Below are 14,453 nucleotides of genomic sequence, written 5' to 3'. Positions count from 1 at the left end.
CGCGCCTCGCCGTCTGCATCTCCGCCGCCGCCGCCGCCCCGCTTTCCGCCCTCAGCTTCACCGAAATCCGCACCGCCGACGCCCCGGATGAAACTTCCGTCCTGACAGCGCTTGGCAAGTCCGCCGGACCCGTATAAAGACCCGACCTCGCGCGGCCCTCGACACTCGTCAGGCCGCCGACCGGAGCCGCTTTAGCTCAGCCGGTAGAGCACATCATTCGTAATGATGGGGTCAGGTGTTCGAGTCACCTAAGCGGCACCACTTCCTTTCCGACATTGAAATCAGAAGAAGTCGGCCCCGGCCGTCCATCCGTTCGCGCGCGATCCGTCGTCGGCGCCCGGAGATGATTCCGTGCTCCACTTTTCGGTCATCACTTGAACGTATAAGCATATCTTTATATGTCTGTCGGCCTCACCGTCTTGCAGGAGCCTGCCTTGGCCCGTTCGTCGTTTCTGTTCACCTCCGAGAGCGTCTCGGAAGGCCACCCCGACAAGGTCGCGGATCAGATCTCCGACTCCATCGTCGACCTGTTTCTGTCCAAGGACCCCGAGGCGCGCGTGGCGTGCGAGACCCTGACGACGACCAACCTGGTGGTTCTGGCCGGTGAAATCCGCGGCAAGGGCATCATGGACGTCGAGGGCAACTGGGCCCCCGGCGTCGAGCAGGAGATCGAGGACACGGTGCGCGGCGTGGTCCGCGACATCGGCTATGAGCAGGACGGCTTCCACTGGAAGACCTTCCGCTTCGAGAACAACCTGCACCCGCAGTCGGCCCACATCGCCCAGGGCGTCGACGCCGGCGAGGACAAGGACGAGGGCGCCGGCGACCAGGGCATCATGTTCGGCTACGCCTCGAACGAGACGCCCGAGCTGATGCCGGCCACCCTGCAATACAGCCACAACATCCTGAAGGCCCTGGCCGAGGCCCGCCATTCGGGCGAGGAGCCGGGCCTGGAGCCCGACGCCAAGAGCCAGGTCACCCTCTTCTATCAGGATGGCCGCCCGGTGCGCGCCACCTCGATCGTCGTCTCGACCCAGCACAAGGACGGGCTCAGCCAGGATCAGGTCGCCGCCATCGTCAAACCCTATGTCGAGAAGGTGCTGCCCGCCGGCTTCATCACCAATGAGACCGAGTGGCACATCAACCCGACCGGCACCTTCGTCATCGGCGGGCCTGACGGCGACGCCGGCGTGACCGGCCGCAAGATCATCGTCGACACCTACGGCGGCGCAGCGCCCCACGGCGGCGGCGCCTTCTCGGGCAAGGACCCGACCAAGGTCGACCGTTCGGCCGCCTATGCCTGCCGCTACCTGGCCAAGAACGTGGTCGCCGCCGGCCTGGCCGACCGCTGCACCATCCAGATCAGCTACGCCATCGGCGTGTCCAAGCCCCTGTCGGTCCACGTCGACCTGCACGGCACGGGCAAGATCGACGAGGCGGTGCTGGAAGCCGAACTGCCCCGGCTGATCGGCGGCGCCTCACCGCGCGCCATCCGCGAGCACCTGGGCCTGAACAAGCCCATCTATCGCCGCAGCGCCGCCTATGGCCACTTTGGCCGCAGCCCCGACGCCGACGGCGGCTTCAGCTGGGAAAAGACCGATCTGGTCGACCAGCTCAAGGCCCTCGTCTGAGGCCAGCGGCCGCCTGAATCCTGAAGGGCGTCGCGGCTTCGGTCGCGGCGCCTTTTTCACATCTGGGGCTCACGACACAATCATGCCCTTGCATCGCGCGGCGTCTGGTCCTTTAAGCGCGCCAAACACGCCTCCCCGCGTTTTCTCGAAAGGAAGTTTCGACTGATGACCTCGCCCGCCCCCAAGAAAGTCGTCCTCGCCTATTCGGGCGGGCTGGACACCTCGATCATCCTGAAGTGGCTGCAGGAGGAATACGGCGCCGAGGTCATCACCTTCACCGCCGACCTGGGCCAGGGCGAAGAGCTGGCCCCGGCCAAGGAAAAGGCGTTGAAGCTGGGCATCAAGCCCGAGAACATCTTCATCGACGACCTGCGCGAAGAGTTCGTGCGCGACTTCGTCTTCCCCATGTTCCGCGCCAACGCCCTCTATGAGGGCCAGTACCTGCTCGGCACCTCGATCGCCCGTCCGCTGATCGCCAAGCGCCAGATCGAGATCGCCCGTCAGCTGGGCGCCGACGCCGTCTGTCACGGCGCCACCGGCAAGGGCAACGACCAGGTCCGCTTCGAGCTGGGCTACTACGCCCTCAACCCCGACATCCACGTCATCGCCCCCTGGCGCGAGTGGGAGTTCCGTTCGCGCGAGGCCCTGCTGGACTTCGCCGAGAAGCACCAGATCCCGATCTCCAAGGACAAGCGCGGCGAGGCCCCCTTCTCGGTCGACGCCAACCTTCTGCACTCCTCGTCCGAGGGCAAGGTGCTGGAAGACCCCGCCGTCGAGGCCCCCGAGTTCGTGCACCAGCGCACCATCTCGCCGGAAGCCGCGCCTGACGTCGCCACGGTCATCACCATCGGCTTCGAGAAGGGCGACGCCGTCTCGATCAACGGCGAGGCCATGAGCCCGGCGACCATCCTGACCGCGCTGAACCAGTACGGCCACGACAACGGCATCGGCCGTCTGGACCTGGTTGAAAACCGCTTCGTCGGCATGAAGTCGCGCGGCGTCTATGAGACCCCGGGCGGCACCATCCTGCTGGCGGCGCACCGCGGCATCGAGTCCATCACCCTGGACCGCGGCGCCATGCACCTGAAGGACGAACTGGCGGTCAAATACGCCCACCTCGTCTACAACGGCTTCTGGTTCTCGCCCGAGCGCGAGATGCTGCAGGCCGCCGTGGACAAGAGCCAGGAGAAGGTCTCGGGCACGGTGCGGGTCAAGCTCTACAAGGGCAACGCCACCGTCATCGGCCGCGAGAGCGAAAACAGCCTCTACGATCAGGACCTGGTGACCTTCGAAGAAGGCGTTCAGGCCTATGACCACCACGACGCCGAGGGCTTCATCAAGCTGAACGCCCTGCGTCTGCGCGTCCTGGCCAAGCGCGACGCCCGCAACAAGGGCTAAGCCCTAAAGACCAAAGCCTAGGGCCGGGCGATCCTCAGGATCGCCCGGCTACGGTCGTCCGTGACCCAGATCGACCCGTCGGCGGCCACCGCCATGACCACCGGCGAGCCGCGCGGCTGACGCCCGGCCACGCGGTCCCAGCCCGGCGTCAACACCTTGCCCTTCACGCTCGGCGCCCCGGCCGGATAGGCCAGCGACCCGCGCGGATAGATGGCGTAGCGCCCGCCCGTGTCCGTCAGCGGAACTCCGGCCTCGTTCGTCTCCACCGCCGTGATCCGCCCCGCCGTACGGCGAAAGCCATGCCAGGTCATCAGCAGACGGCCACGCAGTTCCGGAAACATCGCCCCCTCGTAATAGATCATGTCCAGCGGCGCCGCGTGCGGCGGCAGCAGGGCGACCGGCTGATCGCGTTCACCGCAGCGCGCCTGACGCGCCGGCCAACCGGGCAGCGGCGTCTGCAAATCCACGCAATAGGGCCAGCCGTAATGCCCGCCCTGGCGCAGCACATTGACCTCATCGAACGGATGCTCCGCCGTCGGCAGGTCCACCGAGTTCTCGGCCTGCAGCACCGTCCCCGACGAATGACGGACCAGGGCGATGGAGTTCCTCAGCCCGCTGGCGAAGACCGTGCTCTCCTCGGCCCAGCGGCCATTCCCCAGATAGGCGTGGCGCCGAACCTGGGCCGTCTTCGCCTCCTCGACGCAGGCTCCGCGCGCATCCGCTCTTGGTTTGCCCGCCGCATCCAGACAGCGGTCGCTGGGCGCCCCGACATTGACCAGCAGGTCGCCGTTCCCGTCGAAAACAAAACTCGACAGCGGGTGGCGGTTATCGTGCAGGCGGTTGTCCGGCAGGTCGCCGATCACGGTCCGCACGCTTTGCCCCGGGTCCGCCGCCTCGGGGTCCAGCGTCAGGATGCGGTTCATCTCGGACACATAGAGGCGTCCGTCCGGCCCGCGCGCCACCGTGTGCGGCATCGACAAACCGCCCGCCAGTCGCCGCCAGCGCGCCGCGCCATCCGACGCAAACGACAGGCGCCAGATCGCGCCCTTCCCCGCCTCCCAGCCGCCCAGGTCGGTCACCAGCCAGTCGCCGTCGGCCAACTGCATCAGGCCGCGCGGCATTCGCGGACCGTCGGCGCCCGCCCCCTGCCAGACCAGACCCAGACACAGGTCCGGCGCCATCCGCACCGTCGTCGCCGGCCGCCCGCCGCACTCGCCGCTGACCGCATAGGTCCGCGCTGGCTCGGCGGCTCTGGCCTGCGCGGCCCCGACGGCCGTCGCCGCAACGACGAAGATTGCAGTCATGGTCTTGGAGAACATCAGGAAATCCCCTCGCAGCGGTCTTTCGTCAGCCTAACCGAGGTCGCTCGCCGTGGCGATGCGGGTCCGGCGCAAACCGGCACAAGCGGCGCGCCGCAAAAAACCCTCCACATCGCCACGGAAGTGCGCAACCTTCCGCGCCGACGGAGTCTTCAGGCTCCTTGTTCAACCGGAGTCTCTGATGTCCCTGCGTCTCGTCCTCGCCGCCACGGCGGCCCTCGCCTTCGCCGTCCCCGCCTTCGCCCAGGAAGCCCCCGCCGCTGCTCCGGCTGCCGCTGAGGCCCCGGTCAAGTCCCCCGCCGAGATCGAAATGGAAGCCAAGGCCCAGGCCTTCGAGGCCCGCATGGCCCAGCTTCAACCCGAACTGGAGGCCGCCATCACGGCTTCGGGCGGCGACCAGACCAAGGGCATGGCCGACGTCGACGCCGTCCTGGCCCGCTACCAGCCGGACATCGAAGGCTTCGCCACCCAGCTGGAAGCCTTCATCGACAGCGAGATCGCCGCGACGACGGATGACGCCAAGCGTCAGCAAATGACGGAGGCCCGCGGCCAGGTCGGCCCCGCTCTGCGCGGCATCCCCGCCCAGATCCGCGCCGGCGCCGCCCAGGCCATCGCCGCCCAGGCCGCCGCGCCTGCCGCGCCGCAGTAACCGCCACGACGGGACGGGTTTCGCGCCCGTCCCGTCGCCTTACCGCGATTTCACTTGAGGTCGGACGGTGTTCGACGGACCTTGCCGCGTCCGCCGAAGGAGCTCCGTCATGATCCGCGCCCTGTCACTCGCCGCCGCCCTCGCTCTGCTGCCCGTCTCCGCCGCTGTGGCGCAGGAGAGCAAGACCGCCGCCGAGATCCAGCTGGAGGCCGCCGGCGCCGCCTTCGAGACCAAGATGGAGGAGTTCGGCGAACGCGCCGAAGCCATCCAGGACGACGACGCCCTCGACGAAACCACCAAGGGCCTGCGCATCGCCGCCCTGTGGTCCGAATATCAGCCCCACGTCAGCGCCTTCACCAGTCTGGCGACGCAACAGGCCGGCGAGATCGCCCAGCAGGCCCTGGCCGAGATCGACATCGACGCCGTGGTGGCCGAGGCCCTGGCCGGCGTCGAACCCATGGTTCAGGGCCTGGCGAGCAACGGCGCCTGGGCCCACGCCGACCCCGACCAGATGGTGACCTATGGCCTGATGGCCGACTACGCCGTCGGTCAGTCGGAAGAGGCCCTGGACGAGGTGGAGGCGGCCTTCAACACCCCGCTCGCGCCCCCGACGCCGCCCGCCCCGCCTGCCGAAGCCTGATCCGCGCTTCCAGAGCTTGACCTGACCGGCGCCCCGCCGGAAAGGGTCTTATGGCCGCGCTTCCCGTCGATCCGCATCTCTACGCCGCCTTCCTGGGCGTCATGGCTGTCATGGCCGTCACGCCCGGACCGGCCAACCTGTTCGCCGTGGCGACCGGCATGGAGAAGGGCCGCGCCTCGGCCCTGATCGGCGTGGTCGGGATGAACGCCGCCACCCTGGTCTGGTTCGGCGCCGCCGCCCTCGGCCTCGGCGCCCTGGTCGCCGCCTTCCCCCAGGTCTTCCGCATCATCGCCGTCCTGGGCGCCCTCTATGTCGCCTGGCTGGGGATCAAGGCCCTGCGCGGCGCCTTCGCCACCGCCGCCGAGCCGGACCATGTCGAGATCAGGCGCGGCCGCAGCGCCCTGATCGACGGCTTTGCGGTCCAGATCGCCAATCCCAAGGCCATCCTTTTCTTCACCGCCGTCCTGCCGCCCTTCCTGGACGTGAATCGTCCGGTCGCGCCCCAGCTGGCCCTGTTCGCCCTGGCCACCATCGGCATGGACGTCCTGTCGATGAGCGCCTACGGCCTGGGCGGCGCCGCCCTGGCGAACCGGATGAACGAGCCCCGTTTCAAGCGCGGATTCGGAATTTTCGTCGGCGGCCTGCTGATCCTTGCGGCTGTCCTGATCGTCACCAGATTGCACGCATAGACGTCTGTGTCGCAGGCTCGGGAACTTGGCTGTTCACCTGTCGTTCAGCACCATCGACGTTCTATGGACGTTCAAGGAGAACCTCCCATGAAAAACCTACGCAAGACGTCGGTTCTGGTTGCTCTCGCCGGCGCCCTGGCGCTGGGCGCCTGCGCCACCGCCACCCCCTATCAGCCTGCCGGCCTGAACGGCCAGCGCGGCGGCTACGCCGAGCAAAGGCTCGAAAGCAACCGCTTCAGCGTCAGCTTCTCGGGCAACTCGGTCACCTCGCGCGATCAGGTCGAGATGTCCCTGCTGCTGCGCTCGGCCGAGCTGACGGCCGAGAACGGTTACGACTGGTTCGCCACCGTGACCCGCGCCACTGACCGCGACACCCGTTTCTACACGACGCCCGATCCCTTCTACTACGACCGCTATGGTCCCTACTGGGGTCCCCAGTGGCGCTTCTATCAGCGCGGCTACTGGAGCACCTGGGACCCCTACTGGGGTCGCGACCGCGACATCCGTCAGGTCGACCGCTACGAGGCCACGGCCGAGATCGTCATGGGCCGCGGTCCCAAGCCCGCCGGCGACCCCAACGCCTTCGACGCCCGCGAGGTCATCAACAACCTGGGCCCGCGCGTAGCGCGGCCGGTCTCCAAGTAAGAAGGCGCTATCGCGCGCGACGCGGTCGCTCGCTGCTTGAGCGCATTCTTGTCGCGCTAACGGCCTGCCTGCTTGAGCGCCGAACTAAAAACGCCCGCCTCAGCAATGGGGCGGGCGTTTCTGTTTGTACCCTTTCCTCCCCACTCGTGGGGAGGGGGACCGCGTAGCGGTGGAGGGGGCGGCGCCGCCCTCTCCCGTCGAGACGCCCCCTCCGTCACGTCGCTATCGCGCCGCGCCACCTCCCCATGAAAATGGGGAGAAAAGCCCTCGTTTTAGCCGACCCGAGGATTCTTCAACCGGCGCTTGTTGGAATGGGTCGCGGGCGCCGTGCCCAGCTCCTCAGGCACCTCGCCCTTGAAGTAGAAGCGCTGCCAGGCCTCCTTGGCCGCATCGGGGTCGCCCGAGGCCAGGCGGGTGTTGAAATCGGTGCGCGCCCGGTTCCAGGCCTCGAACTGGCCCTTCATGCCGGGGTTGGACTCCAGCGACCGGATCACCGGCTCGAACGCCTCCACCTTGCGGTGCTCGACCGGCAGGATGAAGCAGAAGGGCTCGCCCTTCTCGAACTTGACCCGTCCCGGCCGCGTGAAGATCCAGTTCATGGTGAAGGGGAAGGGCAGCCAGTCGGTCTCGATCAGACCGGTCAGGGGCTGGATGCCGTCCTTGACGTGGTTGGGCGAGCCCTGCGCCAGCATCCCCCAGCCCGGCGGCGTCCTGAACAGATACTGCGGGTGCATGGTCAGCACCCCGCGCGAGAAGTGCGAGGTGACGAAGTGGTCCAGCTCTGGTTGCGGGCGGTCAGGCGTGATCTTGATGTCCGACTGGGCCGGGCCGCCGTTCCACTCGGCGGTGAAGCCGAACGGGACCAGGATCTCCCACCCCGTGGTGTTGGCCATGGTCAGCGGCAGACAGCGATAGGGATGCCGACTGGCGAAGGCGTCCATCCAGTTGCGCGACTGGCGACCGGGCACCAGGTCGCACGGCCGGGGGCTCATCGGATAGCATTCCAGTTCCAAGACGCGGGCTCCCAAACAGGTCGAACAGGGGGTAACGATGATGTCCTCTTCCCCTATCGCCCCCGCCGCCCGTCCGACAAGGCCGAGATGACCGACACCGCTCCCGAACAGACCGCCCCCGAGGCCACACCCGAGTCCGCGCCCGCCTATGACCGCGCCCGCCTGCTGGCCTGGATGGCCGAGAACGGCGTGGCCCAGACCACCCACGACCACCCCGCCGTCTTCCGCGTCGAGGAGGGGCTGGAGCTCAAGGCCGCCCTGCCCGGCCTCCACACCAAGAACCTGTTTCTCAAGGACAAGAAGGGCCGGCTGTGGCTGATCTCCGCGGCCCAGGACACGGTCATCGACCTGAAACGCGCCCATCGGACGCTCGGCTCCGACCGCCTGTCCTTCGGCAACGAGGCCCTGATGTGGGAGACCCTGGGCGTCCGCCCCGGCTCGGTCACGGCGCTCGGCCTGATCAACGACACGCAGCAACGCGTGACCTTCGTCCTCGATCAGCGCCTGTGGGACGCCGACGTGGTCAACTTCCATCCCCTGACCAACACCGCCACCACCGCCCTGGATCAGGCCGACTTCCGCCGCATCCTGACCCTGCTGCACCGCGCCCCGCTGGTGGTGGACTTCGACGCCCTGGACTGAACCCCTCCAAGCCCGCGCCCCTGGCCTGACGGCCAACGTCCGTCTGTGTTGCTAAAGCCCAAGGTCAGCTTGCGACCCTTTGCAGACATTCAGGCGCTCTGGCTAAGGTATCCCAACAAAAAGGGAGAACTAGCGATGGTTAGCGACAGCGACCTCATCCCGGACGCGAAACTTTGGAACAATGGCCGGGGGATCGATCTGGAGAGTTGGATCGCCATGAACGGCAACTACGACCTTGCCGTCGGCTACAGCCTCCTGTTCTGGCCGGAGTTTGTCGAGATCGATGACTATGTTCTTCGGCAAGGGTCGACCGAAGCCAATCTGCGAGAGTGGGAAAAGCGCGGGGGCGGTCGCAAAGCGATCGAAGCCGTCATCAATCACATTCACATAGCAGATATCCACTATGGGGCGTCCGTTTCAGAAGTTCAGCTTCGTCATCTCGGTCGCGCCCTGCAGGCCATCTATCAGCAGAAGCTGGCTGCTGATTACCCTGAGCGAGCGTTTGAAGTGCATTTCAATGATGAACCAGGCTTGGACAGCATCGACTATGAGTTGACGTTCTTCCAAGTCCCCACCGTCATCGAATGATGTCCGCTTTCCACCCTTAGCTGACGTTGGGGGCGTCCGCTTTCCGGCTTGGACACCAATGTCCGCTTTCGGCGCCGAAACCCAGGACCGAAATCGACCCGTTGCTGTCGTTCATATCCGTCCGCTTCTGGGCGTTCAGACCATCGATCTGGGCCTTGGCGCCAATCACCGCGAACAACGGAATGGCGACTACGCAATGTCGTGAGGCGATCAGCGATGCGGCTCGACCTCGGCCCGCGCCCGACGAAGCCTGGCCGTCGTCATGCGGTCGGCGATCTCGGCGCTCTGCTGACTGACAGTCATCGGCGAGCGCGAGGCCGAATACAGGGCCGCCAGATAGTCCCGGTCCAGGGTCGTCAAGCCCGTCACTTCGGGCTGAGAAAACAGGTTCATCACCGTATTCAACCCCTTCGCGTCCGCCGACGGATCGACCGGCGCCAGGGCGACCATGGCGACGTAGTCGCTGAGAGCGCCGAAATCGACGGCGCCGATCTGATTGAGGTCCAGCACGATGGTCACGCCGATCAGGTCGTCACGCGTATTGCCCCGCAGGCGCGAGCCATTACGCACGGCGACATTCATGGGCTGGCGCGGGTCCTCCGATGAATTGACGGTCATCGCCAACTGGTTCGTGCCGTCCATGATGGGGGCGCTGACGTGCCACCATCGCACGGGGGCGTCAGAAGTCCGAAACCGTTCCAGCGCCTCGTTGCCCAGGCTGACCAAGCGCCGCGCCGGCCGGAAAGACAGCGGATAGGTGTCCGTCAGGCTGACTGTCAGGGCGTCGGGCTGGTCGGTGACATAGATCCTGACGTCGGCCTTGCAGCCCGGTTCGCCAAGCCTCAGCCCCAAGGGCCGTGCAGCCTGGGACACACGCTCGATCAGGAACAGGGCGTGTTCGCGGTCCATGTTGATGACGCCGATGCAGACTTCACGATCCCAGCGCGCCCTAAGCCGCCCCGGCGGCCCGTTGGCGATCTGGCTGGCGAACCGCCCCGTCGCGCGCCGGGTCGCCTGGGCGATCACGGTGACGTCCTCCACCTCGGTCACCGCCGGGTCTGCAGGCCTGACCTGCGCCGCAGAAGCGGGCGCTCCAGCAAACGAGACGAGGACAAGGGCCCCTGCAAGCACCGCGAGGCTGGTTGTTTTTCGACCTCGCAAGAGTTGCATAACTCCACCTTCACAGACTGCGATATTAGCGCAAGAAGCTTGGCGGCTCGGATCAGGAGCCCATGTTCCGCCAAACGCCAGATGTCCGCTCCCTTAGCGGACCTTCAATGGGTCTGCTTCGGCGGTCGGTTCTGAAAAGTCCCGTTTCCCTGAATCACGCTGCCTCAAAGACCCCATCTCGTCTAGTATCAGCGTTCTTTCGCTCTGCGTCCGCGCGACGCAGCCGATATTCGTGGCTTCAGACCCGCAAGGGAGACGGTGCATGCGACTGTTGTGGAAAGCCCTGGCCGTCGGCGGCGTCGGCCTGGTCCTGACCGGCTCGACCGCCCTGTCGTCCGTGTCGGCGGTCCCGCCGCTGGACCCCGCCCGCCTGTTCGGCGCCCTGTGCGGTCCGGCTCAGACGGGCGGCGCCCTGGCCCGCGCCCTGCTGATCGGCTCGGCGGTCGCCGCCCCCGCCGGTCAGGCCCAGGCCAGTCAGACCCAGACCAGTCAGACCCAGGCCATCCCCCTCTATCCCGACCTGACCGGCTCAAAGCTGATCGCGACGACGCGCGATGCCCGCGCCCAGGCCTATTTCAGCCAGGGCCTGATGCTGGCCTACGGTTTCAACCACGCCGGGGCCGTGCAGTCGTTCCGCGCGGCCCAGGCGCTCGATCCCGACTGCGCCCTGTGCTGGTGGGGCGAGGCCGTGGCGCTCGGCCCCAACATCAACGCCCCGATGGACGAGCGCGACCGGGCGGCGGCGATGGCCGCCCTGGCGCGCGCCATGACCCTTCGGACCCTCGGCACGCCGCAGGAGCAGGCCTTGATCGAGGCCCTGGCCCGGCGCTATTCCGACGACCCGGCGGCGGACCGCGCCGCCCTGGACGCCGCCTACGCCGACGCCATGCTGACCGTCGCCGCCCGCTTCCCCGAGGACGAGGACATCGCCGTCCTGACCGCCGAGGCGGTCATGGACACGACCCCTTGGAACTACTGGCAGGCCGACAAGCGCACCCCCGTCGGCCGCAGCGGCGAGGCGGTGCGTCTGGTCGAGGGCGTCCTGGCCCGCGCCCCCGATCACGTTCAGGCCGCCCACCTCTACATCCACCTGATGGAAGCCGCCGATCCCCAACGCGCCGAGGCCGCCGCCGACCGCCTGGCCGCCGCCCCCACGACCAGCGCTGGCCACCTGGTCCACATGCCGGGCCACATCTATATGCGGCGCGGCCGCTACGCCGACTCCATCCGCCTGAACCTGGCGGCGGCGCGGGCCGACGAGGCCTTCATCCGCGATGCCGGCGACCAGAGCCTGGTCCGCTACGGCTACTATCCGCACAACATCCACTTCATCGTCGCCTCGGCCCAGATGGCGGGCGACATGGACACGGCCCTGAGCGAGGCGCGGCGGTTGCGCACCGTGCTGGACCCCGCCACCTCGGCCCGCATCGCCTGGATTCAGGTCATCGACGCCGCCCCGTATCAGGCCCTGGCCCAGTTCGCCGCGCCGCGAACCATCCTGGCCGCCCCCGCGCCCGACGCCCGCCTGCCCTATGCGGTCGCCATGCGCCGTTACGCCCGCGCCGTCGCCTACGCCCGCTTGCGCGACCGGTCGCATTTCGAGCGAGAGCTGGCGGCCCTGAACGCGCTGAAGGCGTCGGACGCCTTCGCCGACATGATCGCCCAGGGCGTTCCCGCCCCCGACCTGCTGACCCTGGCCGAGGCCGTGGCGCGCGGGCGGTTCGCCGCAGCCCAGGGCCGCCATCGTGAAGCCGCCGGCCACTATCGTCGCGCCGTCGCCATCGAAGCCGCCCTGCCCTATCAGGAGCCGCCCTACTGGTATTATCCGGTCAATCAGTCTCTGGGCGCCGCCCTCTATCAGGCCGGTCGCCCCGCCGAGGCCGCCGAGGCCTTCCGCTACGCCCTGGTCCAGACCCCCAACAACGGCTGGGCCCTCTACGGCCTGGCCCGCAGCGAAGCGGCCCAGGGTCACGCGACCGAGACGGCGGCGGCGGAACAGGCCCTGAAGACCGCCTGGCTGGGCGACGCCCGCTGGCTGCGCATGGACCGGCTGTAGAACTTGCTGGTCGTCACCCTCGGGCTTGTCCCGAGGGCCTATGGCGGCTTCAGGCATCATCACTTGCCGCGGCGCTTGGTCTGAAATGGGCCCTCGGGACAAGCCCGAGGGTGACGTGGATAGGGACGCGGCCATAAGGCACGGCGCGACCTCTTCTGACGCAGCGGTCCGCTATAGGCAGAATGAACCGGACCTCCGATTTCAGACTCATTAGACGAATTGGACTCTGTTTTTTCGCCGCCGCCCTCGCCCCCCTTGCGGCCAGACGCCTCAGCTTCGTCACTTGGCGCTTGATGAGGAGGCATCCCGACGCCATCTGATCCGTTACGATTCTTCGACCCTTACGCGGACCCGATCATGACCTTCGCCGACCCCAAGCTTTCCGATGACCTGATCAAGGACGGCACGGACGCCTCCTTCATGGCCGACGTGATCGAGGCCTCGAAACATCAGCCGGTCATCGTCGACTTCTGGGCCACCTGGTGCGGCCCGTGCCGGACCCTCGGGCCCGCCCTGGAAAAGGCCGTGCGCGGCGCCGCCGGCGCGGTGAAGATGGTCAAGATCGACGTCGACGCCAACCCGGCCTATGCGGGCCAGCTGCGGGTCCAGTCGATCCCGACCGTCTACGCCTTCGTCAACGGCCAGCCGGTCGACGGCTTCCAGGGCGCCATCCCCGACAGCCAGATCAAGGCCTTCATCGACAAGCTGACCGGCGGCGCGGGCGTCAACACCGACGTCGAGCAACTGCTGTCGCTGGGCGAGGAATCCCTGTCCCTCAACGACCTCGGCGGCGCGGCCCAGGCCTTCGCCCACGTCCTGACCATGGAGCCGGACAACCCCAAGGCCATCGCCGGCATGGCCCGCGTCTATCTGGCCGAGGGCGACGCCGAGCAGGCGCGCCAGACCATCGCCATGGCCCCCGCCGACTCCACCGACCCCATGGTCCAGAGCGTCCGCGCCCAGCTGTCGCTGGCCGCCTCGGCCCCGACCGGCGCCGCTGCCGAGCTGCAGGCGAAAATCACCGCTGACCCGAACGATCATCAGGCCCGCTACGACCTGTCCCTGGCGCTCGCGTCGGCCGGCGACCTGGGCGGCGCGGTCGATCAGCTGCTCGCCATCGTCAAGGCCGACCGCGAGTGGAACGACCAGGCGGCGCGCAAGCAGTTGCTGACCGTGTTCGAGGCCGCGGGCGCGACCAGCGAGGTCGCCCGCGACGGCCGCCGCCGCCTGTCCTCCATCCTGTTCGCCTGACCGGAGACCGGCGATGGCCCAGGGCTATATCAAGGCGATTGAACTGCCCCAGGTCATCCCGGTCTTCCCCTTGCCGGGGTCGATCCTGCTGTCGCGCGGCCAGCTGCCCTTGAACGTGTTCGAGCCGCGCTATCTGAACATGGTCGACGACGCCATGGCCGGGGACCGGATGATCGGCCTGATCCAGCCGCTGGGTGATCTCGATATCCAGCCGCCCCTGGCCCGCGTCGGCTGCGCCGGGCGCATCACCAGCTTCAACGAGACCTCGGACGGGCGCTATCTGATCACCCTGACCGGAGTCTGCCGCTTCCGCGTCACCACCGAGCTTCAGGTCAAGACGCCCTATCGTCAGGTCCGCGCCGACTTCGCCCCGTTCGAGGCCGACCTGCGCGCCCCCGACCCCGCCGCCGACTTCGACCGCCACGGCTTCCTCGACGCCCTGCGCCCCTATCTGGAACATCGCGGCCTGAACGTGGACTGGGACACCGCCGAGGCCGCGCCGCAGGAGGCCCTGATCAACAGCCTGGCCATGGCCCTGCCGTTCGAGCCGCCCGAGAAACAGGCCCTGCTGGAGGCCATGACGCTCGAAGACCGCGCTCAGGCCCTGACCGCTCTCCTCCGCATCGACGCCGCCAGCGACGGCGACGACGACAACCCGGCGATGCAGTAGCGCGAGGCGCGACCCATACTGCCTCCTTGGGAGCCTGACCCACCAAACGGGCTCAAGTAGCGCGAAGCGCGATAGCCCACTAAGAAAGATCC

General features: G+C 67.7%; 14 protein-coding genes and 1 tRNA gene. 12 read left to right on the top strand and 3 right to left on the bottom strand.

Going from position 1 to position 14,453, the window contains the following annotated elements; all coding sequences use genetic code 11:
- Positions 1-185 precede the first annotated feature (185 nt).
- From CQ039_RS12510 to CQ039_RS12500, 3 genes are all read left to right on the top strand, one after another.
- Positions 186-261: transfer RNA gene (locus CQ039_RS12510), tRNA-Thr, on the top strand.
- A 173-nt stretch (positions 262-434) separates the two neighbouring features.
- Complete coding sequence (gene metK / locus CQ039_RS12505; RefSeq protein ID WP_199183639.1) at positions 435-1,631, top strand: methionine adenosyltransferase; 1,197 nt, start codon at positions 435-437, stop codon at positions 1,629-1,631.
- Between the two features lie 165 nt (positions 1,632-1,796).
- The gene (locus tag CQ039_RS12500; protein WP_105564185.1) at positions 1,797-3,029 is read left to right on the top strand and encodes an argininosuccinate synthase; all 1,233 of its coding nucleotides are present in this window, start codon (positions 1,797-1,799) and stop codon (positions 3,027-3,029) included.
- 17 nt (positions 3,030-3,046) lie between these two features.
- Here CQ039_RS12500 and CQ039_RS12495 read toward each other — a convergent pair whose 3' ends face one another.
- Complete coding sequence (locus CQ039_RS12495) at positions 3,047-4,348, bottom strand: sorbosone dehydrogenase family protein (RefSeq protein ID WP_199183640.1); 1,302 nt, start codon at positions 4,346-4,348, stop codon at positions 3,047-3,049.
- 181 nt (positions 4,349-4,529) lie between these two features.
- On the opposite strand from CQ039_RS12495, the gene CQ039_RS12490 reads away from it, so the two are divergent.
- From CQ039_RS12490 to CQ039_RS12475, 4 genes are all read left to right on the top strand, one after another.
- The gene (locus CQ039_RS12490; RefSeq protein WP_105564186.1) at positions 4,530-4,997 is read left to right on the top strand and encodes a translation initiation factor IF-2; all 468 of its coding nucleotides are present in this window, start codon (positions 4,530-4,532) and stop codon (positions 4,995-4,997) included.
- A 109-nt stretch (positions 4,998-5,106) separates the two neighbouring features.
- Positions 5,107-5,637 (top strand): hypothetical protein, encoded by a 531-nt coding sequence (locus CQ039_RS12485; protein ID WP_105564187.1) that lies wholly within the window; start codon positions 5,107-5,109, stop codon positions 5,635-5,637.
- Between the two features lie 50 nt (positions 5,638-5,687).
- Positions 5,688-6,326: a LysE family translocator gene (locus CQ039_RS12480; protein ID WP_105564188.1), complete on the top strand. Its 639-nt coding sequence runs from the start codon at positions 5,688-5,690 to the stop codon at positions 6,324-6,326.
- Between the two features lie 87 nt (positions 6,327-6,413).
- Positions 6,414-6,971, top strand: a complete 558-nt coding sequence (locus CQ039_RS12475) for a hypothetical protein (RefSeq protein WP_105564189.1) — start codon at positions 6,414-6,416, stop codon at positions 6,969-6,971.
- 272 nt (positions 6,972-7,243) lie between these two features.
- On the opposite strand, the gene CQ039_RS12470 is transcribed toward CQ039_RS12475, so the two are convergent.
- Positions 7,244-7,984, bottom strand: a complete 741-nt coding sequence (locus CQ039_RS12470) for a DUF6065 family protein (RefSeq protein ID WP_105564190.1) — start codon at positions 7,982-7,984, stop codon at positions 7,244-7,246.
- Between the two features lie 87 nt (positions 7,985-8,071).
- On the opposite strand from CQ039_RS12470, the gene CQ039_RS12465 reads away from it, so the two are divergent.
- A complete protein-coding gene (locus tag CQ039_RS12465; RefSeq protein ID WP_105564191.1) occupies positions 8,072-8,626 on the top strand; it encodes a prolyl-tRNA synthetase associated domain-containing protein in 555 nt (184 codons plus the stop codon).
- A gap of 135 nt (positions 8,627-8,761) precedes the next feature.
- The gene (locus CQ039_RS12460; RefSeq protein ID WP_105564192.1) at positions 8,762-9,214 is read left to right on the top strand and encodes a hypothetical protein; all 453 of its coding nucleotides are present in this window, start codon (positions 8,762-8,764) and stop codon (positions 9,212-9,214) included.
- A gap of 210 nt (positions 9,215-9,424) precedes the next feature.
- Here CQ039_RS12460 and CQ039_RS12455 read toward each other — a convergent pair whose 3' ends face one another.
- Positions 9,425-10,264, bottom strand: coding sequence for a hypothetical protein (locus CQ039_RS12455; RefSeq protein ID WP_105564193.1), 840 nt, complete (start codon positions 10,262-10,264; stop codon positions 9,425-9,427).
- Positions 10,265-10,646: 382 nt separating this feature from the next.
- On the opposite strand from CQ039_RS12455, the gene CQ039_RS12450 reads away from it, so the two are divergent.
- The 3 genes from CQ039_RS12450 (at position 10,647) to CQ039_RS12440 (ending at position 14,361) form a co-directional block, all read left to right on the top strand.
- The gene (locus CQ039_RS12450; protein WP_105564194.1) at positions 10,647-12,440 is read left to right on the top strand and encodes a bacterial transcriptional activator domain-containing protein; all 1,794 of its coding nucleotides are present in this window, start codon (positions 10,647-10,649) and stop codon (positions 12,438-12,440) included.
- Positions 12,441-12,797: 357 nt separating this feature from the next.
- Positions 12,798-13,691: a co-chaperone YbbN gene (locus CQ039_RS12445; RefSeq protein ID WP_105564195.1), complete on the top strand. Its 894-nt coding sequence runs from the start codon at positions 12,798-12,800 to the stop codon at positions 13,689-13,691.
- 13 nt (positions 13,692-13,704) lie between these two features.
- On the top strand, positions 13,705-14,361 hold the full coding sequence (locus CQ039_RS12440; RefSeq protein WP_105564196.1) for an LON peptidase substrate-binding domain-containing protein: 657 nt from the start codon (positions 13,705-13,707) through the stop codon (positions 14,359-14,361).
- Positions 14,362-14,453: the final 92 nt, after the last annotated feature.

It is taken from the genome of Brevundimonas sp. MYb52, assembly GCF_002979535.1.
Classification (GTDB): Bacteria; Pseudomonadota; Alphaproteobacteria; order Caulobacterales; family Caulobacteraceae; genus Brevundimonas.
Note: the sequence above shows the minus strand (reverse complement) of the source record. Positions and strands in the feature narration are given on the sequence as shown.

Bases quoted from the DNA above. Each gene is read 5' to 3' on its own strand.
- CQ039_RS12500 (WP_105564185.1), top strand. From the start codon at position 1,797: ATGACCTCGCCCGCCCCCAAGAAAGTCGTCCTCGCCTATTCGGGCGGG.
- CQ039_RS12495 (WP_199183640.1), bottom strand. From the start codon at position 4,348: ATGTTCTCCAAGACCATGACTGCAATCTTCGTCGTTGCGGCGACGGCC.
- CQ039_RS12490 (WP_105564186.1), top strand. From the start codon at position 4,530: ATGTCCCTGCGTCTCGTCCTCGCCGCCACGGCGGCCCTCGCCTTCGCC.
- CQ039_RS12485 (WP_105564187.1), top strand. From the start codon at position 5,107: ATGATCCGCGCCCTGTCACTCGCCGCCGCCCTCGCTCTGCTGCCCGTC.
- CQ039_RS12480 (WP_105564188.1), top strand. From the start codon at position 5,688: ATGGCCGCGCTTCCCGTCGATCCGCATCTCTACGCCGCCTTCCTGGGC.
- CQ039_RS12475 (WP_105564189.1), top strand. From the start codon at position 6,414: ATGAAAAACCTACGCAAGACGTCGGTTCTGGTTGCTCTCGCCGGCGCC.
- CQ039_RS12465 (WP_105564191.1), top strand. From the start codon at position 8,072: ATGACCGACACCGCTCCCGAACAGACCGCCCCCGAGGCCACACCCGAG.
- CQ039_RS12460 (WP_105564192.1), top strand. From the start codon at position 8,762: ATGGTTAGCGACAGCGACCTCATCCCGGACGCGAAACTTTGGAACAAT.
- CQ039_RS12450 (WP_105564194.1), top strand. From the start codon at position 10,647: ATGCGACTGTTGTGGAAAGCCCTGGCCGTCGGCGGCGTCGGCCTGGTC.
- CQ039_RS12445 (WP_105564195.1), top strand. From the start codon at position 12,798: ATGACCTTCGCCGACCCCAAGCTTTCCGATGACCTGATCAAGGACGGC.
- CQ039_RS12440 (WP_105564196.1), top strand. From the start codon at position 13,705: ATGGCCCAGGGCTATATCAAGGCGATTGAACTGCCCCAGGTCATCCCG.